General features: G+C 67.2%; 22 protein-coding genes. 13 read left to right on the top strand and 9 right to left on the bottom strand.

What is annotated here, in order from left to right:
• Nucleotides 1–234 precede the first annotated feature (234 nt).
• Genes ON34_RS31070 through ON34_RS31060 form a run of 3 tightly spaced genes read left to right on the top strand, consistent with a single transcriptional unit; the run spans nt 235 to nt 1,247 of the window.
• A complete protein-coding gene (locus ON34_RS31070) occupies nt 235–504 on the top strand; it encodes a metal-sensitive transcriptional regulator (RefSeq protein WP_040786479.1) in 270 nt (89 codons plus the stop codon).
• Between the two features lie 44 nt (nt 505–548).
• Nucleotides 549–794 carry a YgaP family membrane protein gene (locus tag ON34_RS31065; protein ID WP_040786478.1) on the top strand — a complete coding sequence of 82 codons (246 nt, stop codon included), beginning with the start codon at nt 549–551 and terminating at the stop codon, nt 792–794.
• A 39-nt stretch (nt 795–833) separates the two neighbouring features.
• Nucleotides 834–1,247, top strand: coding sequence for a DUF302 domain-containing protein (locus ON34_RS31060; protein ID WP_040786476.1), 414 nt, complete (start codon nt 834–836; stop codon nt 1,245–1,247).
• On the opposite strand, the gene ON34_RS35170 is transcribed toward ON34_RS31060, so the two are convergent.
• A complete protein-coding gene (locus tag ON34_RS35170) occupies nt 1,150–1,392 on the bottom strand; it encodes a DUF397 domain-containing protein (protein ID WP_083889923.1) in 243 nt (80 codons plus the stop codon). The two genes, ON34_RS31060 and ON34_RS35170, sit on opposite strands and share 98 nt — an antisense overlap.
• Nucleotides 1,393–1,525: 133 nt before the next feature.
• On the opposite strand from ON34_RS35170, the gene ON34_RS31055 reads away from it, so the two are divergent.
• A complete protein-coding gene (locus tag ON34_RS31055) occupies nt 1,526–2,191 on the top strand; it encodes a hypothetical protein (protein ID WP_040786474.1) in 666 nt (221 codons plus the stop codon).
• A gap of 273 nt (nt 2,192–2,464) precedes the next feature.
• Here the strand turns inward: ON34_RS31055 and ON34_RS38695 are convergent, their stop codons facing one another.
• Entirely contained in the window at nt 2,465–2,722 is a 258-nt protein-coding gene (locus tag ON34_RS38695; protein ID WP_040786473.1) for a helix-turn-helix domain-containing protein, read from the bottom strand.
• Nucleotides 2,723–3,076: 354 nt separating this feature from the next.
• On the opposite strand from ON34_RS38695, the gene ON34_RS31045 reads away from it, so the two are divergent.
• A complete protein-coding gene (locus ON34_RS31045; protein ID WP_040786471.1) occupies nt 3,077–3,406 on the top strand; it encodes a hypothetical protein in 330 nt (109 codons plus the stop codon).
• Nucleotides 3,407–3,636: 230 nt separating this feature from the next.
• Here ON34_RS31045 and ON34_RS31040 read toward each other — a convergent pair whose 3' ends face one another.
• A complete protein-coding gene (locus ON34_RS31040) occupies nt 3,637–3,963 on the bottom strand; it encodes a hypothetical protein (protein WP_040786468.1) in 327 nt (108 codons plus the stop codon).
• Between the two features lie 100 nt (nt 3,964–4,063).
• Here ON34_RS31040 and ON34_RS31035 point away from each other — a divergent pair, with 100 nt between their 5' ends.
• Nucleotides 4,064–4,540, top strand: a complete 477-nt coding sequence (locus ON34_RS31035; protein WP_040786465.1) for a GNAT family N-acetyltransferase — start codon at nt 4,064–4,066, stop codon at nt 4,538–4,540.
• A 420-nt stretch (nt 4,541–4,960) separates the two neighbouring features.
• Here the strand turns inward: ON34_RS31035 and ON34_RS31030 are convergent, their stop codons facing one another.
• The 3 genes from ON34_RS31030 to ON34_RS31020 are packed head-to-tail and all read right to left on the bottom strand — an operon-like array spanning nt 4,961 to nt 7,430.
• Nucleotides 4,961–6,142 (bottom strand): site-2 protease family protein, encoded by a 1,182-nt coding sequence (locus ON34_RS31030; RefSeq protein WP_040786462.1) that lies wholly within the window; start codon nt 6,140–6,142, stop codon nt 4,961–4,963.
• A 37-nt stretch (nt 6,143–6,179) separates the two neighbouring features.
• Nucleotides 6,180–6,863: a DUF2267 domain-containing protein gene (locus ON34_RS34010; protein WP_051023387.1), complete on the bottom strand. Its 684-nt coding sequence runs from the start codon at nt 6,861–6,863 to the stop codon at nt 6,180–6,182.
• A 12-nt stretch (nt 6,864–6,875) separates the two neighbouring features.
• A complete protein-coding gene (locus ON34_RS31020; RefSeq protein ID WP_040786459.1) occupies nt 6,876–7,430 on the bottom strand; it encodes a flavodoxin domain-containing protein in 555 nt (184 codons plus the stop codon).
• Between the two features lie 328 nt (nt 7,431–7,758).
• On the opposite strand from ON34_RS31020, the gene acsA reads away from it, so the two are divergent.
• Genes acsA through ON34_RS30995 form a run of 5 tightly spaced genes read left to right on the top strand, consistent with a single transcriptional unit; the run spans nt 7,759 to nt 13,310 of the window.
• Nucleotides 7,759–9,561 (top strand): acetate--CoA ligase, encoded by a 1,803-nt coding sequence (gene acsA / locus ON34_RS31015; protein WP_040786456.1) that lies wholly within the window; start codon nt 7,759–7,761, stop codon nt 9,559–9,561.
• Between the two features lie 41 nt (nt 9,562–9,602).
• Nucleotides 9,603–10,565, top strand: coding sequence for a pyruvate dehydrogenase (acetyl-transferring) E1 component subunit alpha (pdhA, locus tag ON34_RS31010; protein ID WP_373291994.1), 963 nt, complete (start codon nt 9,603–9,605; stop codon nt 10,563–10,565).
• Nucleotides 10,562–11,530 (top strand): alpha-ketoacid dehydrogenase subunit beta, encoded by a 969-nt coding sequence (locus ON34_RS31005; protein WP_040786453.1) that lies wholly within the window; start codon nt 10,562–10,564, stop codon nt 11,528–11,530. Before pdhA ends, ON34_RS31005 begins: the two co-directional genes overlap by 4 nt.
• Nucleotide 11,531: 1 nt before the next feature.
• Nucleotides 11,532–13,052 (top strand): dihydrolipoamide acetyltransferase family protein, encoded by a 1,521-nt coding sequence (locus tag ON34_RS31000; protein WP_040786450.1) that lies wholly within the window; start codon nt 11,532–11,534, stop codon nt 13,050–13,052.
• Nucleotides 13,053–13,058: 6 nt separating this feature from the next.
• On the top strand, nt 13,059–13,310 hold the full coding sequence (locus ON34_RS30995; protein ID WP_040786447.1) for a hypothetical protein: 252 nt from the start codon (nt 13,059–13,061) through the stop codon (nt 13,308–13,310).
• Nucleotides 13,311–13,412: 102 nt separating this feature from the next.
• Here the strand turns inward: ON34_RS30995 and ON34_RS30990 are convergent, their stop codons facing one another.
• The gene (locus ON34_RS30990; RefSeq protein WP_040786444.1) at nt 13,413–13,991 is read right to left on the bottom strand and encodes a CBS domain-containing protein; all 579 of its coding nucleotides are present in this window, start codon (nt 13,989–13,991) and stop codon (nt 13,413–13,415) included.
• 244 nt (nt 13,992–14,235) lie between these two features.
• On the opposite strand from ON34_RS30990, the gene ON34_RS35155 reads away from it, so the two are divergent.
• Nucleotides 14,236–15,270, top strand: coding sequence for a hypothetical protein (locus ON34_RS35155; protein WP_157172533.1), 1,035 nt, complete (start codon nt 14,236–14,238; stop codon nt 15,268–15,270).
• Here the strand turns inward: ON34_RS35155 and ON34_RS30980 are convergent.
• Together ON34_RS30980 and ON34_RS30975 are read right to left on the bottom strand one after the other, a co-directional pair.
• Complete coding sequence (locus tag ON34_RS30980) at nt 15,227–16,699, bottom strand: wax ester/triacylglycerol synthase domain-containing protein (protein ID WP_063821782.1); 1,473 nt, start codon at nt 16,697–16,699, stop codon at nt 15,227–15,229. The two genes, ON34_RS35155 and ON34_RS30980, sit on opposite strands and share 44 nt — an antisense overlap.
• A 31-nt stretch (nt 16,700–16,730) precedes the next feature.
• Nucleotides 16,731–16,994: an SHOCT domain-containing protein gene (locus ON34_RS30975; RefSeq protein ID WP_373291992.1), complete on the bottom strand. Its 264-nt coding sequence runs from the start codon at nt 16,992–16,994 to the stop codon at nt 16,731–16,733.
• 342 nt (nt 16,995–17,336) lie between these two features.
• Here ON34_RS30975 and ON34_RS30970 point away from each other — a divergent pair, with 342 nt between their 5' ends.
• Complete coding sequence (locus tag ON34_RS30970) at nt 17,337–19,907, top strand: heavy metal translocating P-type ATPase (protein WP_040786438.1); 2,571 nt, start codon at nt 17,337–17,339, stop codon at nt 19,905–19,907.
• Nucleotides 19,908–20,086: the final 179 nt, after the last annotated feature.

Raw genomic sequence — 20,086 nt, 5'->3', positions numbered from 1 at the left:
TAGCGTTCGTCCGCAGCGCCAATCCGCCGGGCTCGGGGAGGGGTACGTGTGGCGGACCACCGTGCGCCGGCCACATACCCCCGGGGGTATAGTCATAAATGATACCCCCTGGGGTATGGAAGGAGGTGGTGTGGAGTCGACCACAACCCTGGCCAACTTCGTCCACCACTAACCTCAGCACTAATACCCCCAGGGGTATATTGGGAAGGGATTCACGACACGAGGAGACACACCATGGTCGGCGACGACACCGCGATCACCGAAGTACTCAACAGACTGCGCCGCGCTCACGGTCAGCTCGCCGGCGTCATCGCCATGATCGAACAAGGACGCGACTGCAAAGACGTCGTCACCCAACTGGCGGCGGTCTCGCGCGCACTCGACCGCGCCGGATTCAAGATCGTCGCTACCGGACTGCGCGAATGCCTCACCGGCGACACCGCCGACGGCGCCAACCCGATGACCGTGGATGAACTGGAAAGACTATTCCTCGCCCTGGCCTGAACGACCGAACGGCCAGCGGGACAATCCCACGAACGGAGCCTCCTATGACCCAGCCCGTGCGAGACCGCGAATGGACCATCGCCCGACTGGTCCCACTGCTGGCCGGGACGCTGGTGTTGCTGAGCACCGCACTCACGCTGACGGTGTCGCCATGGTGGTCGACCGTCACCGCGCTGGTCGGCGCCAACCTGCTGCTCTACAGCGCAGTCGGCTGGTGCCCGGCCAGCCTGCTGATGGCCCGACTGGGTATACCGGCGGGCGCCATCGCCTGCGCCCCTGCGCAGTCCTGACCGACAACCACCCCGCGCACAGAAAGGCATGACCACACCATGAACCTGGGCCTGTCCACCACACTGCACACCAGCTTCGACGAAGCAGTCACCCGCACCCGAAACGCGCTGTCTCAGCAAGGATTCGGAGTTCTCACCGAAATCGACATGCGCGCCACCCTCAAAGCCAAACTCGGCGAGGACATGGAGGACTACCTCATCCTCGGCGCCTGCAACCCACCCCTGGCCCACCAAGCCGTCGGCGTCGACCGCCAGATCGGGCTGCTGCTGCCCTGCAACGTCATCGTGCGCCGCGATCCCACCTCCGACACCACCATCATCGTCGAGGCGATGAACCCGCAACTGATCGTCCAGGTCACCGACAACCCGGCACTGCAACCCATCGCCGCCCAAGCCGGTGCCAAACTCCATGCCGCCATCGACTCGCTCGACCACATCCCGGCTCCGCAGTGATCCGGCGCCGCTCCACACCGAACGTCAGCGCCGGGCCGGTCGGGCTCTTGGAGTCGCGAACACCGACCATGCGGCCATCGAGGAACACAAACTCCACGCATTCCGCATTCGCCCCGCTGCGGCTCAACTTCCCGCGAAGTTTCATTCAGGCACTCTGGGTGGTCGTGCTTCCCCTTTGCGATCAGCTGGGACCCGGGCACTCCGAAAACTTGCGCCGACCTAGGGAATTTCGGCACGCCCTCGGATAACTTGTCGGCGCGCACCGTTAGTCTGCCGACATGGTCAGACCCGAGTCGGCACTGCGCCGCCTGCTACGCGAGACAGGGAAGCTGCTGGAGGCGTACGGGTTTCACGGCTCCGATCCGACCTGGGTGCGAGTCGAGCCGGGCGGTGTGGCATCCGTCGGCCGCACCCGGACATTCCGCACCTGGACGCGCGGACAGCAGGTGCTCACGCTCGGCCTCAGTCTGAGCGCCACTCCGACCGCTTGGTGGGAGTTCCTCAACTGGCGCAACGCGCAGTTGGGTCTCCCGCTCACGCCGCTCGAGCGAGCCACCGGGCCCGGTCTGATCGCCGACCACGGCATGCCGGACGACCTGACCGCCTTGTGGTCGCTACGGCTCGACCCGGCGCAACCGGGACAGCACGCGCTGCGGACGGACGTCGACGCCATCCGCGCGGAGCTGCCCCGACGTGTGCACGCGTACGCGCGCCGGGCGCTACGGCTGCTGGAACCGGGCCGTTATCTCGATGAGCTGCGGGCAGATCCGGACCCGCGGATCGAGACATGGGAGGCGATCGTCGTCCTGCTCGCCGACCGCGGGCCGGGACCGGAACTGGACGACGCCGTCGACCACCTGCGGACCTGCTTCGCGAAACGACATGCGTCTGCTTACGCGGAGGACGTCATCGCATACGCGCAAGCCCGAGCCGCCCTGGTGTGACACGTCTACGACGACCTGGCGCCCGGCGATGGACATGCCCGCCAGTGGTTGAGCCGGATGGTGGAACGATCCGGAAGCGTTCGGCACCGCCGCTCGCCATGGCAATGGCACTCGCGGCAGCCGAAGGGCATCTTCGACGGGTCCCTACAGCCCCGTGGGGTAGGTCTCCGGCGTGGCTGTGGAGGTCCAGTGGCTACCCGGGTTCAGCGGTGCGAGGGTGGTGTTGTCGATGTGGATGACGGCGTCGTACCGGTCGGCGAGGCGGGTATGGAATTAGTGGCTCTGGCGTTCGGTGCGAGGCTGGTAGATGACGCCGATGGCGCGCTCGAGGCGCGGATGACGAAGGATCTCCACGTCGTCGCCGGGCAAGTCGGTGCACTCGAAGATGTCGCAAAGTGCGGCCAACACGGGCAGCGAAAGCCGTTCCGGGGTCTGGGTGTCGGCATCCCGGAACGCGGGGAGCCAGCCCTTGCGACTGGCGGCGCGGATGCGCACCACCTGCTCATCAGCGTGGTCGAACAGGGCGACCAACTCCTTCCGAGTGAATGCTCGCTTGCCGAATCGGATTCGGCGTCGTCGATGTGCTCGGCGGTGTTCCACTCGTGGACCATCTGGATCGGGTGAATGCCGAACCGCTGCTCACAGATCGTCGACCACGGGTAAGCGGGGTCGATCAGGTAGGCGCAGAACCTCTGAACCGCTTCCTGATGATTGCGCAGCGTCGAGCGCTTCGCGTTGCGCACCGCCCGCAGGTCACCGAGCCAAGGGGCCGCAGGAGTTGCCTGCTGTCGCGGTGGCATTCGCGGGGTCATAGCGGTCTCCAGGCGCGGGAAGGCGTTAAAACTGAGTTCACAACGAGATTCGCGACAGATAGGGATCCAGAACGTGACCTCGACAAGCAAGCTGGCGGTGATTCTTGTGGCTGCTGCTGTCTCAGTGGCGGCGTTCGCCGGCTCCGCGCAAGGCGGGCAGGAAACTGCGGTGGACAGGCATGAAGGCGTGGCAGAGTGCATCCAGTGGTGGTGGACCGACAGTGGCACGTCGACGACGACCATCCATTGGCGCAATCTTTGTCCGAGCAGGCAGAATCTGATGGTCTCGTGGCAGAACAATCGGACGAATCAGAATCCAGATGACGTGATGTATGGGATTCCGGGCGGTGACGAGGGCTCCGACACGTGGGAGGGCATTCCGATCGCCTTCAGACAATTATGAGGACGCATCCAACCGCCCGCCCATCGTCCATCGGGACATCAGCGGTATGGCTGGTCGTAGGGGCCCAGTTGTCCGGGCCCTCGCGGCCGAGGCGGTGATCATGGTTTCGCTGTAGCATTTCGGCGGGGCAGGTGCTCGGGCAGTTGGCGCAGGTCCCCGATGTCATTTCATATCACCGGGAGCCACTTGTGCCCCGCTGGATGGGCGGTTGTGTCGACCTCGCTGGTCGTTTATAGGATCCGGTTATCGGTCTGGCGAGCTGAGTTGTCCTGTGCAGCAGCTGGTTCGGTCTCAGCATGAGGGATCTCGCGTGGCGAACCGGCCGCCTCCGGCAGGCCGGACTCGATGATCTGGGAAGCATCGCCATCAGTGGCCGTGGCAACGGCTTTTTCGTTCACCGGCAGTGTGCGCAGCTGAGCTTGGACACGTCGTTGATGGTTCGGATCGACCATGATGTGGCGGCGTATGAGCCAGTGGTAGAGCCCGTCGTAGGGTTCGGTGGAATGGCTGTAGCCGATGCTGAGTGCGGTGTTGACGGTGCGAGTGAATTCGTTCATGGCGGCGATAGTGGTGCCGGGGCGGGTAGCGCCAGCGGAAATCTGCGAGAATGTGGGCCGGTTCAACGGTTTCGGGGTAGGTGACGACCGCGGTGCTCGAATGAGGATCGAACCGCTGTCGGTGCCGCGCATCGGCGAGGTCATCGACCTCATGGGCACCGGCGCCCCCTACATCACGCCGCGCACCAGCTCGGACTACTGGCTGTATGCCACCCTGTTCTCTAGCACCTGCCCCCTCGCCGTCGTCGACGACGCAATCGTCGGCGCGGTGATCGCTTTCCGCAGCCAGGACGACCCCGATGACATCTACTTCCAGGACGTCATCACTCACCCTGGTCACCGGCGGCAAGGGACCACCCGGGCGCTGATCGACACCGTCGCCGACCGCGGCCGCGAGTGGGGATGCCGGCGGCTGTATCTGACCTCTGAACCCGACAACCGCGCAGCGCACGCCGCGTGGATCACGCTGGGGTTCACCAGCATTCCCGGCGACCACACCATCGACGGGGTATCGGTGATCACCGACTACAAGGGGCCCGGCAAGACCCGCGCCGTCTACGAAAAGCTGCTGAGCTGAACGGCGGCCCCGGAACCACAGACCAGGGCCGTCCTCGACCGCTGCCCCCGAAGGAAGTGACGGGACCGCGGCCTCCCGCTGATCTTCTCAGGAATCTCCGCGATTCGTTGCCGGACAACGAATCTGGCGAATCCGGACACAGCGGCGTAGGAAATTCCCGGGTCACTCGGCAGCGGATCGCCAGGCTCCGGACTCGGCGGCTCCCCGGAGCGCCGAGCTTACGCACGATGAGTGTGTCCAGTGGCGCGCCGAGTGCGGCGGCGATTTCCCAGGCGACGGGCACACCGCCGCGGGCGAGGCCGACTACGATCACATCCGGATCGCCTCGATAGTGTTCGAGCAGCCCGGCCAGCACGTGACCGGCCTCGCGACGGTCGTGGAAGACCGGCTGCGGTTCGTCCCGGATGACCGGTGCGGATGTCATGGCGTTCTCCCCTCGTCGATGGCCGACGGAAGACGCGGGCGCTCACCGATTCGCAGCGGCAGGCCGAGGGCGGAGCGATCACAGGCGAGGACCAGATCGGTCGAGGTGATCAGCCCCGTCAGTCTGCCGTCAGCGTCGACGACGGCGACCGCGTCCAAGTTGGGACGCAGCACCACCCGGGACGCGACATCGCCGAGCGGCTCGTCCGCGCGGGCGATCGCGCCCGCGGGCAGCGCGCGTGCGACGCGGCCCACCGTGGTGCCCGCGCGCGCGGGCTCGGCGACCGCGGCGAGATCCGACCAGGCCACGACAGCGGTCGGACGACCGGCGTCGTCGACGACCGGGAAGACCCGATGCCCACTGGCCACCGCGTTCGAGTGCAGCAGGTCGGTGATCGACCAGGCCGCCGGAATCGCCATCGGACGGGCAGTCATCACATCGCTGACCTTGCTGTCGCCCAGCCGATGTCGCAGGCCGGCGACGGTGAGTTCGGCGAATGCCGCGGACTGCAGGAACCAGCCCAGCAACATCAGCCACAGCCCGCCGAGATGTCTGAACAGGATCAGTTCGGCGATGCCGAGCATTATCAGGAAGGTGGCGAGAAATTGTCCGCTTCGCGCGGCCGAAGTCGCCGCCCGCAACCGGTCACCGGTACGCCACCAGATCACCGCGCGCAACACCCGACCTCCGTCCAGGGGCGCGCCGGGCAGCAAGTTGAACAATCCCAGTACCGCGTTCATGACGGCCAGCCACACCAGGACAGCGGTGATCGGCCCGTCGGGGTCAACCACCGCGGTGGCGGCGGCGGCCAGGAAGGCGACGACGGCGATCGCCAGGCTGGTAACGGGCCCGACGATGGCGATGCGCAGATCGGTCCGCGCGTCCCGCGGTTCTTCGGTCAATTCCGAAACACCGCCGAGCAGCCACAGCACCACCCGTTCGACCCGGATCCCGTTGCGCCGGGCGACGATCGAATGCGCGAGCTCATGCGCTAGTAGCGCGGCACACAGCAGGACGGCACCGACGACCGCGGTCGCCCATACTACGGCCGTGGCGGCCGTGCCGGTCAGGTAAGAGCCCAGGATCCAGGTGAACAGTCCGACCGTGACCAGCGCCGACCAGTGTGCGCCGAGGCGGATCCCGGAGATCCGGCCGAGCGGAAATGTTTGACGCATCATCCCATGCCGTCCCGCGTGCTCAGGTCCTCCGGTCTGGTCACGAAACACCCTCCCGGTGAGCGGGCCGGTCAGCGGTTGGCGTCCCAGAACCGGTCAGTTCTTCGGCGAGCGGAATCCGATGCGCCTGCTGGGCGGCGGATACCGGTGCCGCGTCATGCGATCGGCCGCCGGGCTGCTTCTCCAACGTCCACGCGAGCACTGCCACAGCGTCGGACAGTGCGCGCAGCCGGTTGTCGAATTCGTCGAGGCGAGACGGTTCCTGCTGGGTGACAACGTCCGCCTGCAACGTGCCGGCGAGTTCGCTGCCGAGCAGAATCCGCCGCAGATCCTCCGGCAACAGTGTGAAGACGTGGTCGAGCTGTCCGGCGGAGAACAAGCCGGCGAGCGCGTCGGTGACCGCGCCGGCGAGGGCGGCCGCCTCGTCCTGCGAAACGCCCGCCTCCTGGGCGAACTGTGTGAGGAACGAGGGCACATCGTGCGGGCCAGGGACACGGGCGGGAACCCAGCCCTCGAAGAAGATGCCGCGCAGCAGTTCGGGAAGCTGGGCGCTCAGGTGGGCGGTCGCGTTGATATTGATGCGGTCACGTACCGTGTGCAGCCACGCGCGTAGCGCGCGGTGTGCGAATGCCCGGTCGTCGGTGGCGAGCCCTTCGGCAATGGCGCGCAGCCACTCGTGTGCGGTGTGGATCGCTGGTGCGAGGGGGTCGCGGTGATAGCTCATCCGATGCGCCGATCACGGGTGGATCGTTGTGGAGCGGGCCTTCGGCAGCCGCAGACTCTGGGCGATGGTGTCCGTCCATGCGCGGATCGCCGCCCAGTCGCGCAGGTCCCCGTAGCGGCCGCCACCCAAAATTCGGTAGAGGAGACGGGTGCGCAGAGAGATGCCCGCACGTTCGTAACGTCCCGCGAACGCCCGGTAGTCATGTGCCGCGATGGAATCCCGCAGTGCGGCGATCTTCTTCGGCACGATCCGAGCGGCAAGGCGGCCGATCGGCCCGCGCAGGGCCGGGCCGAGCCCCACGCTGAACAGCCAGACGTCACGACTGGAGAGCTCGTCGCGGTGGGCCTGCACGTACTCGGTCGCGGCGGGCAGTAAATCCATGTTGTGCACGGCACTACCCAGTACGAGTGTGTCGAAACGGGACAGGTCGGGAGCATGGTCGATATCCGCGAGCTGGACAGTCGCGTCGCGGCCCGCGAGTTCGTCGCTGATGAACTCAGCGATATCGCGAGTCGATCCCTGTTCGGTCGCGTAGACAACCGCGATGCGGGGCTTTTCCTGGTTCATATCGAGAAGCCTCCTCGCGGGCGTCCGGCTCGGTGAGAGGCCTCGTGCCCGCGCTGACGGGACCATGGTCACCGTCGGCTCCGTTGCTCGTTTCCGCCGTAGGGCGTGCCGCGGAGGGCGAGATCAGCGGTCATCGGGAGTTCCGGTGGTTCTCGATCTGCTCGCCAAGCGTCTCGCGCAGTGTGGTCTGCACAGGGGGAATGGTCCCGCCACGATGAGCACTGCCGACCGTCACAGCCCGGGAAACGACGGAGGTCACTATCAGGGATGGTCTTTGCGCCCTCCCGGCTCTCGGATCTGCGTCGTTGACTGGACGACGGAGGCAGAAATGAGAACTGTGAGCCATGACGCGCCGACGCGCTGGGAACCGATCGAGAAGTCCGCGTCCGAGCGTGCCGGTGCGAATCTGACCGACTATCGGCTGTCCTGCCAGACATTCGAATGGACAGCCGCGCGATCGGACTTGTCGGGGCTGCCCGGCGGGGGAGTGAACATCGCCCACGAGGCGGTCGATCGTCACCTCGGCACCCCGCTGGCCGACGCCACCGCCCTGCGGGCGCTGCGCGCTTCGGGCGAGCGATCGACCCTGACCTACGCCGATCTCGCCACCCTCAGTAACCGATTCGCCGGGGTACTGCACGGACTGGGTGTGCACCCGGGCGAACGAGTGTGCATTCTGCTGGGCCGGACGCCTGAGCTGTATATCGCCGCGCTCGGCACATGGAAGGCCGGATGCGTGGTGTTGCCCCTGTTCTCGGCCTTCGGGCCGGAGCCGGTGCGGCAGCGACTCGCCATCGCCGAGGCCACGACCCTGATCACCACGACGGACCTCTATCGACGTAAGGTCGCCCCGATCCGCGACGGGTTGCCGTCGCTGCGGCATGTGCTCGTCACCGACGCGGCCCCCGACGCCGAACCGGTGGATGACACCATCGATTTGTCTCTTGCCATGGTGGCCGCCGATGCCGAATTCCCGATCGTGCGCACCGAGCCAGAAGACCCGGCGCTGCTGCATTTCACCAGCGGGACCACCGGAAAGCCGAAAGGCGCGATCCATGTGCACCGCGCGGTCCTCGCGCACCGGATCACCGCTCGCTACGCGCTTGATCTGCGGCCCGGCGACGTCTTCTGGTGTACCGCGGATCCGGGCTGGGTGACCGGGATGTCCTACGGGGTGATCGCGCCGCTGAGCCTGGGTGCCACCGTGATCAGCGACGAGGCGGACTTCGACGCTCCACGGTGGTACGAGATCCTCACCGCGGAACAAGTCTCGGTGTGGTACACCGCGCCGACCGCATTGCGCATGCTGATGCGCCGTGGCGACGCACTCCCCGACGGCACCGACCTGTCGCGGCTGCGATTCGCCGCCAGCGTGGGGGAGCCGTTGAATCCCGAAGTGGTCGTGTGGGGACAGCGGGTGCTGGGTAGGCCGGTGCACGACAACTGGTGGCAGACCGAGACCGGCGCGATCATGATCGCCAACCTCGCCGCCGAACAGGTCCGGCCGGGCTCGATGGGACGCCCGCTGCCCGGCATCGAGGCCACGATCCTGCGCCGCGGACCCGACGGCCGAGCGGCGGTGGTCGACGGCGGCGTCCGGTTCGCTGACACGGAGGAAATCGGTGAGCTCGCACTACGGGCGGACTGGCCGTCGATGTTCCGCGGCTACTGGGGCGATGCCACCAGATATGCGCGGGCATTCGCCGCCGGGTGGTATCTGTCCGGCGACCTGGCCCGACGCGATGCCGACGGCTACTACTGGTTCGTCGGCCGCGCCGACGACGTGATCAAGTCGGCCGGTCACCTGGTCGGGCCGTTCGAGGTGGAGAGCGCGCTGATGGCGCATCCGGCGGTGGCGGAGGTAGGCGTGATCGGCACACCGGATCCGGTGGCCGGGGAGCTGGTGAAGGCCTTCGTCCTACTGCGGCCGGAATACGTTGCCTCGGAACGTCTTCGGACCGAGATTTTGGCGTTCGGCCGCCGGGCGCTGGGCGCGGTTGCGCCGAAGGAGATCGCGTTCGCCGAGAGCCTGCCACACACCCGCAGCGGCAAAGTGATGCGCCGACTGCTGAAGGCCCGCGAACTCGGCTTGCCCGAAGGTGATGTGTCGACCTTGGAGGGCGCACAGTGACCGCCACCGAACTGCCCGGCCATGTCGGTGATCGGCTGCCGCTGGCTACCGCGGAGCGAATCGAACTGCTGCGGCAGATGATTCGTATCCGGCGATTCGAGGAACGCTGTGTGCGTCTCTACAGCGCCGAGAAGATCCGCGGCTTCCTGCACCTGTACGTCGGCGAGGAGGCTGTCGCGGCCGGGCTGCTGCGCGAGATCCGCCCCGAGGACGCGGTTGTGTCGACCTATCGGGAACACGGACACGCGCTGGCGCGTGGCATTCCGATGGCCGCGTTGATGGCCGAAATGTTCGGGCGTGCGTCCGGTTGCAGCGGAGGCCGGGGCGGGTCCATGCATCTGTTCGATGCCGGACGCCGCTTCTACGGCGGCAACGCGATCGTCGCTGGCGGGCTGCCGCTGGCGGTCGGTCTCGCTCTGGCCGACGCCTTGCGGGACCGCTCTGTGGTGACGGTGTGCCTGTTCGGTGACGGCGCCGCCGCCGAGGGCGAGTTCCACGAGTGCCTGAACCTCGCCGCATTGTGGCGGCTTCCCATCTTGTTCGCGTGTGAGAACAACCGATACGCGATGGGGACCGCGCTGCACCGCGAGCACGCGGTCACCGATCTGGCATTGCGCGCGGCGACCTACGGATTGATGTCCTGGCCCGTAGACGGCATGGACGCCGAAGCGGTGGCGGCGGCTACCCGGCGGGCGGTGGAATCCATTCGCGGCGGTGGCGGACCCTGCTTCCTGGAATTGCGGACCTACCGGTTCCGCGCGCACTCGCTCTACGACGCCGACCGCTACCGGGACAAAGCCGAGATCGAGCGGTGGAAGACGCGTGATCCGATTCCCCGGCTGTCGGCCGAACTGCGGGCGTCGGGAGACCTGGCTGAGCAGGACTTGTCCACCCTCGAGGACGCCGTTGACGCCGAACTCGACGACGCGATCGCCGCGGCCGACGCAGGACCGCTGGAACCGGTGGCCGATCTGACCCGTCACGTCTACGCGGAGCGACCATGATCACCTACCGGGAGGCAATGCGCGAAGCGCTGCGAGAAGCGCTGAATCGCGATGACCGCGTGTTCCTGATGGGTGAGGATGTCGGCGCCTATGGCGGCTGCTTCGGCGTGAGCCGCGGCTTGCTCGAGGAATACGGCCCGCGCCGGATCCGGGACACCCCATTGAGCGAATCGGCGTTCGTCGGCGCGGGAATCGGTGCGGCGCTGGGTGGTATGCGGCCGATTGTGGAAGTCATGACCGGCAACTTCAGCCTGCTCGCGCTGGACCAGATCCTCAACAACGCCGCGACCTTGCGGCACATGTCGGGCGGTCAGCTCGGGGTGCCCTTGGTGATCCGGATGGCGACCGGCGCGGGCCGCCAGCTGGCGGCCCAGCATTCGCACAGCCTCGAGGCGTTCTACGCGCACATTCCCGGGCTGCGGGTGGTTTCACCGGCCACAGTGGCCGACGCCCGAGGCATGCTGTGGACCGCGCTGCAAGATCCGGACCCGGTTGTGATCTTCGAGCCGATCGCGCTGTACAACAGCGAGGCCGAACTGCCCGCGGACGCGGGCGCGGTCGACATCGACCGAGCGGTGCTGCGGCGGGCGGGAACGGATGTCACCGTCGTCGCCTATGGCGGCACGCTGCCGATCGCCGAGGCGGCCGCCGGGCTGCTCGCCGACGAGGGAATCGCCGCGGAAGTCATCGATCTGCGCAGCCTGCGACCGCTGGACGAGAAAACGGTGCTCGAGTCGGTGGCGCGCACGCACCGTCTGGTAATCGTCGACGAGGGTTGGCGCAGCGTCGGTGTCGCGGCCGAAATCGCCGCACGCGCGGCCGAGCACGCCTACTACGACCTCGACGCCCCGATCATCCGGGTCTGTACCGCCGAGGTACCGATTCCGTACGCGCGCCAGTTGGAGGAAGCGGCTCTGCCGCGGTCGGATGCCGTCGTCGACGCCGTCCGTAAGGCGGTGAGCTGACGTGGCCGAGTTCCGGATGCCGTCCCTCGGCGCCGACATGGTCGAGGGCACACTGCTGCACTGGCTTGTGCATCCCGGCGATGTCGTGCACAAGGGGGACGTGGTCGCGGAGGTGGACACCACCAAGGCGGCGATCGAAGTCGAATGCTTCGATGACGGCGTCATCGGGTCCATCCTGGTCTCGGAGGGCAGCAAGGTACCGGTCGGCACCACGCTGGCGACGATCGAAACCGCCACGGAGGCGGCGAGCGCTGCGTCGCCCGCTCGTCCTCGCACCGAAGGCGGTGCCGCATCAGCCGAGGTACCGGCCCACACAGCAGGCATGGCTTCACCTGCCGAACGTGTGCGCCCCGAGTTGATTTCGAGCGGGGGAGTCTCCAAGGACAACGGTGCTCGTGCGACGCCGCTGATTCGGCGGCTGGCGGACGAAGCCGGTATCGACCTGACGACCATCCGCGGGTCCGGTCCCGGTGGCCGAATCGTGCGCGCGGATATCGAGGGTGCGATCTCCACCGGCGAGCGCGCGGCACCGCGTGTTGATCGCGCGGCCACTGGCCGGGGTGACGGAGCGCCTGCCGTGGGACCGCCGGCGCCGCCCCGCGAACGCGTTGCGCCACGAGAGGATACGGAACATCTTTCGCCACGAAGGGATGTGGCGCGCGCCTCCGGGTACGCGCGTCGGTTGGCCGCCGAATCCGGAATCGGTCTGGCGAACGTATCGGGTACCGGTCCGGCTGGTGCGGTGCGTGCGCGGGATGTGCACGTCGCTGATGCCGACCATATCTCCACCCGGGACTCGGTGCCGAGCCAACCCCGCCGTGCAGCGCCCGACGTCGCTGCGGAAGTGCCGCAACATGATCCGATCGCGGTCCGGAAGCTGATCGCGGCGGCCATGACCAGGTCGAAACAGACCGTGCCGCATTACTACCTGTCCGGCACCATCGATATGGATGCCGCATCGCGCTGGCTGGGGGAGACGAACCGGCAGACCCCCGTTCCCGCCCGGATCCTGTCGCCTGCCCTGCTGCTGTGCGCGACGGCGCGGGCGGCGAAGAAGGTGCCCCAACTGAACGGACACTGGCTCGACGACGAGTTCCGACCGGCGTCCGCCGTCCATCTCGGCGTCGTGGTGTCGCTGCGCGGCGGCGGCATCATGGTGCCCACCATCCCCGACGCGGACACACTCGCTCCCTCAACGATGATGGAGGCACTGCGCGGCGTGGTCGGCAGAGCTCGTACGACCCGGCTGCGTTCCGCTGACGCCGTTCCGGCGACCATCACAGTGACGAATCTCGGTGATCTCGGTGTGGATTCGGTCTTCGGTGTGATCGCCGCGCCACAGGTCGCGATCGTCGGATTCGGTGCGGTCACCGAACGACCCTGTGCGGTGGACGGACTGCTGGGCGTGCGCCCCCAGGTGATCGCGACCCTCTCCGCGGATCATCGCGCCAGCGACGGCGCGGTCGGCGCCCGCTTCCTCAACACCATCTCCGACCTTCTTCAGCATCCAGAGGAGCTGTGATACCCGATGCCCCGAACCCTGACCCGTGAGACCGCCGAGGACCTCGTCCGCGAATCGCTGCGCGGGTTCGCCACCGAGGCGGAGATCGCCGCTCTCGGTCCAGACGAGCCGCTGCGCAGCACCCTGGAGCTCGACTCGATCGATTTCCAGACCTTCGTCGAACGCCTCTCCACCGCCAGCCACCGGATCGAGGAGAGCGACTACCCTCGGCTTGCCACCATCCACTCCTGCGTCGACTTCCTCACCGAGTCCTGTTGAGTCCCTGAGGGAAGCAGCTGGACGAAGTCTGTCGGCAGCCTTGTGTGAGCCGAGCGAAGGGGGCTGTCGCCCACCCGAAGATCCCGGTGACAGAGCGGCTGTTCAGCGGTCGGGCACGATCCTGGCGTCGTCTATCACCTCGACGTGGTGTACACCGTCGACGGTGTTGGCGAGGGCGGCGATGACCTGTTGTTCGCTGGGGTCGGCGAAGATGCCGCGAATGGTGACCGCTCCGTCGGCCACCTCGATGGACCACTGCCGACGACTGCCAGCGTATTCATCCAACAGCACCCGGATTTTCGCCTCGAGGGTGGCGTCGTCACTGATCAGAGCGCGCAGCAGGTCGCGACGGGACACGATCCCGACGAGCAGTCCCGCCTCGACGACCGGCATCGAACGCAAATGTCCCGCGAGTAGGCGGGAGGCGATCGTCGAGGTATCGGTGCCGGGCGTGATCACCTCGACCGGGACCGACATCACCGTCTCGACGGTGGCGTTCGCCAGGCTGGGGCCGACTCCCAGCGCGTCGGATTCGGAGAGCATGCCGACGACCCGGCCCTGCTCGTCGACCACGGGCAGGGCGGCGAAACCATGTGCGGTCAGCAGCGCCGTCGCCTCGCGCAGCGGTGTCTCTGGCCGCACCGTCACCACGGGCCTGCTGAGGACGTCACGTGCGTACATCGGTCTCACCTCACGGATGCGGGGGCGCGGGACTGTTCCGAGGACATATGCCCAGCGTGACGGGGTGCGCGAGAATCCGGGAGAGGCCTCCTGCCTTCGGCACGCGGGACCAACGTCCTCTTCCAGGGTCTTGCCGGGATCACGAACGGCCGCCGGATGGTGACTTTCGCTCCTGTGGGAGCGCGCGTAGGGCGCGAAGAATCGCAATAGGGAACAAGGAATCTGCTGCGGCGGGGAGGTATTCGTGACGACCATCAGGTACGAGAGACCAGGACTGGGCGCATCCGCGGTGCTGATGGCATTGCGGCTGCCGGTCGGGTTACAGCAGACGATCGGCGAGTTGCGGTACCAAGGGCGGTCATCCGGGCGGCATATCGCCCTGCCGGTGTCGTATGTGCGGGTGGGCGACAGCGTCGTGGTCCGAGTGGCGAACGCCGCCACGAAGACATGGTGGCGGAATTTCCGGTCACCGCATCCGGTGTCGATCAGGACAGACGGGTTGTGGTTGACAGGTATAGGGCATGTCGCGGCGCCCGGATCACTGGAACACGAAGAGGTGGAGGCGGTGTACCAGAAGGCGCATCCACGGCAGCGGATCGACGTGGATGATCCGTACGTGGTGATCGTTGTAGGCGCGGAGAAGACGACGCCGGCGCGCCGGGAGTTGAGCCGCCGCTGGTTCGTCGCGGTCACCGCTGGGGAAACTCTCGGCTTCGCCGCACCTGCCGCGGCGGGTGCTCTGACCGCCGACTCGGCGCCCGGCGTGATCGCGGCCGCACTGCTGATCGCGGCCGCGATCGAAGGCGGCGTGCTCGCCTTTTTCCAAAGTCGCGTATTGCGCTGGTGGTTGCGCGAATTCCCGACCCGCGACTGGATCATGGCCACGGTGGCCGGTGCGCTCGTCGCGTGGACCGTCGGACTGGTGCCGGTACTCTACGGTGACCAATTCGGCAATTGGCCGGTCGCGGTCCAGGTCCCGGTGGTCGCCGCGGGGGCGCTTGTGATGGTGTTCGCTATCGGCGTCGCGCAGTGGTCTGTGTTGCGGCGCTGGTCGGATCGTGCGGTGCTGTGGATCTGGGGCAACGCGGTCGGCTGGATCGCGGGGCTGGCCACCTTCACCACGCTCACGACCCCCTTGTGGCGGGCAGGGCAGTCGACGATGGTCACGGCCGTGATCGGGGCGCTGGGGGGCCTTGCGATGGCTGCGGTGGTGGCGGCGACGACCGGGCTGTTCCTTATCCGCATCCTGGCGCCCGGGCATCTTCGGGCTTCCGCGTGACCGCGCCCGAGACACCCACCTCGGCGGATACGGCGGGGAGTTCGGCGCCGGCCTCTGATTCGCCCTCGGCGCCGAGGCGGAACACGGTGGCGAAACCGGCGGCGAGGCAGTCGGTCAAGATCGCGATGTCGGGAATCGCGGCGGTATCGGCGTTGATCGCGATGTAGCACGTTCCGGCATGCGAGGTCAGGGTCACGTTGACGGCCGTACCGATGGTGGGACCGAAAGCGTACATCCGGTCGATCCGCGCCCCGGCGATATAGAGAGGTACCGGGGAACCCGGGACGTTGGACGCGAGGAAGTCGATATGTTTGAGCATCTCGGTGAGCAGTCCGGCCGGCAAACGGTTGAACGCCGCGGCGACGGCACCGGACAGCGGTATCGCTGGCTCGCGGCGCCAGGCGCCGACCGCGGCGTCCACTGCGCGCATCAAGTCCGCGGTGTCTGGGATGTCGGCCGGCAACGCGAAACGAGCGAGAGTGATCCGGTTGCCGCCGAGTGGATCGTCGGCTGTGCGAAGGCTGATCGGCATGGTCACCCGCAGCTGGTCGACTCTCGCCCCGTGCCGATCGTGATACATACGGAGTCCGATGACCACAGCGGTGAGAAACGCATCGTTCACGGTGCAGCCAACCGCCCGCGCGGCACGGCGTAGCTGCTCGACGGGAGCGTCCAATACCGCCAGCCGACGACGGAGACTGCGCTCGGTCATCACCGGCGACAGCGTCGCCGTGACGGGCTGGGCCAGCCGGACCAGCGAGGTCGCCAGCGCGGCACCATCGCGCGCCGCCCGCGCGGGATGAGTGACAGCCCGCCATGCGGTCCGCGGCGTGGCCCGCATACCGCCGAGAAGAAGATCCGAGCCGACCGACCAGTTCCACGCCACGATGTCGCGGAGCGCGCCGTCCCGGTCCTGCGACGGCTCGGGCGGATGGGCGCGCTCGGTTCCCGCCCGATCGAAGTCGAGCAGCGCTGTGGCGATCTGAATGCCGCCGATGCCATCGGTGAGACTGTGGTGCACCGTCATCACCAGCGCGCATCCCGCGCCGTTCAAGCCGCTGAGCAAAGTCGAGCGCCATAGTGGGCGGGCCGGATCGAACGCGGTCATCGCTTCGGTGCGGGCGAACTCGAGTACCGCGGAGAGGTCCGCCGGTGCCGGGAGCGCGGAACGGCGTAGGTGCCAGGACAGGTCGAAATCCGAATCGAGCACCCACCGCGGCGGGGCGAGACCGAACGGCGCGGCGACCAACCGATGCCGCAACCTCGGCACGATGCGAGTGCCGCGATCGATCGTCTCCGCCAAACGATCCCAGTCCGGATCGGTATCGAGAATCAGAACCGAGACGATCGTCGAGCGCAGCGCTGGATCGCGCTCCATGTTCCACGAGAACAGATCCGATTGGGACATGTGGGATTCGCGGGTGGTCATCGCCTGCTGCCTTCGAACCATGCCGATCCACTCATGTGGAAATGGCGCTGTCGAGTGTTGTCAATCGACGGATGTATTCCTCCTCGTCGATCTCGCCACGGGCGTAACGGTCGGCCAGCACCTGCTGCGGAGTGGGCCCATGCTGCGGTGGCGCCGTGGACTGCCGCTGGGATGGGGCCGCGGTGTAGCGGATCAGTGCCACGATGCCACCGATGACCAGCGCCCAGAAGATCACCATGCTGACGGTCATCAGACCGTATCCCCATCCGGTCATGCCGTTGCTGTACCAGAACATCACCGCAGTCTCTCCTTTACTTCGGAGTGTCCGGTTCTCTCACTGTGCGCGCCGTACACCGATCGGGATACGGCCGAACAGCACTATTCGGGCGGGCCGAGAGTCATCTGTCACCAGTCGTGGCCCGAGAGCGCGACCCGGTCGAGCCGACATGCCGTGCAGGGCCCTGACACATCGAGGGGCACGGAAGGTGAGCGGAATGTCGTCCACCTCGCTGAAGGGCAGCCCGTCACCGCATCCGGCTCCGAAAGACCCGAGTTCCGCACCCGTATTCCCTACCCCCATGCCGTACTCGGGAGCAGGATCGAACATAGTCCCGTGAGCTGATGAAGGGAGCCCGCCGTGAAGGCCGACGACATAGTGGTGCTGGCGGCCGCGGTCGCTCTCGTCGCTGGACTTGCCTGGTACTTCTTCGGTACCCGCCGCGCCCGAACGGCGCAGGTGGCCGACGGTGTGCAGCGGGTCGAGGTCACTGTGCACGGCGGCTATCAGCCCGAGGTCATCCGGGTGCGCCAGAACGTTCCCCTCGAGCTGGTCTTCAACCGCCGGGAAACCGGTGACTGCACCTCCCGCGTCGTCTTCCCCGATATCGGTGTCAGCGCGGCGCTTCCTGCCTTCTCCCGCACAACGGTCCGGATTCAGCCGTCACGATCCGGCAGGTTCGGGTTCGCCTGCGGCATGAACATGATCCACGGCACCCTGGTCGTCGAACCCGCCGACGACACGGACACCGCGCCAGCCACCACCACCGCGGCCGCACCCATCGGATTCGCGGGGCACACCGCCGCGGACGAGGAAGCCGCGCAGGCGCAGGAGCGGCGCGGCGAGATCAGCGACCTGACGCGCCGAGTGAGCGTCGGCGCGATTCTCACCGCACCCGTGTTGGTCGCCGTCATGGCGCATGAGGTTTTTCGTGCCGAATGGGTGCCAGCTGTGCTGCTGAGTCACTGGTTCCAGTTCGCACTGATAACCCCGGTGATGTTCTATACCGGCTGGCCGATCCACCGCACGGGTTGGCTGACCTTGGTTCATCGCGGTGCCGATATGAACAGCCTCATCACCCTCGGGACCCTGGCCGCCTACGGCTACAGCCTGGTCGTGACTCTCGCCCCTGGGCTTCTCCCCGAGGACGTCCGCGAGGTGTACTACGAAGCTGTCGGTGTGATCCTCACCTTGATCATGCTCGGTCGGTTGCTCGAAGCACGCGCGAAGGCGGGCACCGGCGAGGCCATCCGCGCCTTGCTCGGCCTCCGAGCCCGCACCGCCCGCGTAATCCGGGACGGTACCGAAGCCGAGATCCCGGTCGATGAGGTCGTCGTCGGTGACGAGCTGGTGATCCGGCCGGGTGAGAAGATCCCGGTCGATGCCACTGTCCTGACCGGATCCTCCGCCGTCGACGAGTCGATGGTCACCGGCGAGTCCATTCCGGTCACCAAGCACACCGGCGATGCGGTCATCGGCGCCACCATCAATGGCACCGGCTCTCTGCGTGTGCGTGCCGCCAAGGTCGGCGCCGATACGATGCTCGCCCAGATCATTCGCATGGTGCAGCAGGCCCAAGCGTCCAAGGCCCCCATCCAGCGGTTGGCCGACGGCATCTCCGGATACTTCGTCCCCGCGGTCATCGCGATCGCCATCACCGCGTTCGCGGTCTGGTACATCACGGGGCCGCCACCGGCATTCACGCTCGGTCTGGTTTCCGCCGTCGCTGTGCTGATCATCGCCTGCCCGTGCGCCCTCGGCCTGGCCACCCCGCTGTCGATCATGGTCGGCACCGGAAAAGGCGCCCAGGCCGGCATCCTCATCCGCTCGGCCGAAGCCCTGGAGACCGCGCACAAACTCGACACCATCGTGCTCGACAAGACGGGCACCATCACCGCGGGAAAACCGGCCCTCACCGACATCCACACCGCCACACAGCTGTCCGATCGGGATCTGCTCGCTCTCGTGGCCGCCGCCGAAGCCGACAGCGAACACCCTCTTGCCGCCGCGATCGTCGATGCGGTCCGCTCCCAGGGTCTCGCCCCGCCGACCGCGTCCAGTTTCGACTCGATCACCGGCAAAGGCGTGCAAGCCACCGTCGACGACCACGCCGTGCTGGTCGGCACCCGCCGACTACTGAGCGACGCCGGAATCGACACCGGCGCACTCGACCCCGTCGCCGCCGAGTTCTCCAGCCAAGGAAAGACACCGATCCTGGCCGCTGTGGACAACACACCTGTCGGCGTGCTCGCCGTCGCCGACACGGTCAAAGACGATTCCGCCGACGCTATCGCCGCCCTGCGGCAGATCGGCCTCGACGTCGTCATGATCACCGGTGACAACACACGAACCGCCGCCGCCATCGCGCGCCAGGTGGGCATCCAGCGCGTGCTCGCCGAAGTACTTCCTGAACACAAGGCCGACGAAGTCAACCGGCTGCAAACAGAAGGACGCCGAGTCGGCATGGTCGGCGACGGCATCAACGACGCCCCCGCCCTCGCCCGGGCGGATACCGGACTCGCTATCGGGACCGGGACCGACATCGCCATCGAAGCCGCCGACATCACCCTCATCTCCGGCTCGCTGAGCGGCGTCGTCACCGCGATCCGGCTCTCCCGCGCGACGATGCGGAATATTCGCCAAAACCTGTTCTTCGCCCTCCTCTACAACGCCATCGGCGTCCCCGTCGCCGCCGGAGCGCTCTACCCGTTATTCGGCATTCACCTCAGCCCCATCCTCGCCGCCGCCGCGATGGCGCTGAGCTCGCTCTCCGTCGTCGGCAACGCCAATCGCCTTCGGCGCTACAGCCCCGCGCCGCTGCCCAGCGCACCGGCGACCGACATCGAACCACTCGTCGAAACCGGCGGACATGCCCGATACACCCGCGAAGAACCCACCGTCACCACACGAAATAGAGCAGCTGGGCACTGAACCGCATTCAGACGACCAGCGCACGGCCGTGAGTGGGGAGCGTCGGGCAGCTGACTCGTCCGCCGCAACGGGCTGCGACAGCGTGACAGGGCATCCGGGACCAAGGGCTCTCGACTCAGCGACGATCGGACCTGCCGGCACGCCGTATCACAGCCCACGCTGAAGAAATCCGTGAGGAG

The sequence above is a fragment of the Nocardia pneumoniae NBRC 100136 genome (genome assembly GCF_000308755.1).
In the GTDB taxonomy this organism is placed as follows: domain Bacteria; phylum Actinomycetota; class Actinomycetes; order Mycobacteriales; family Mycobacteriaceae; genus Nocardia; species Nocardia pneumoniae.
This window is presented reverse-complemented; position numbering and strand designations above follow the sequence as displayed.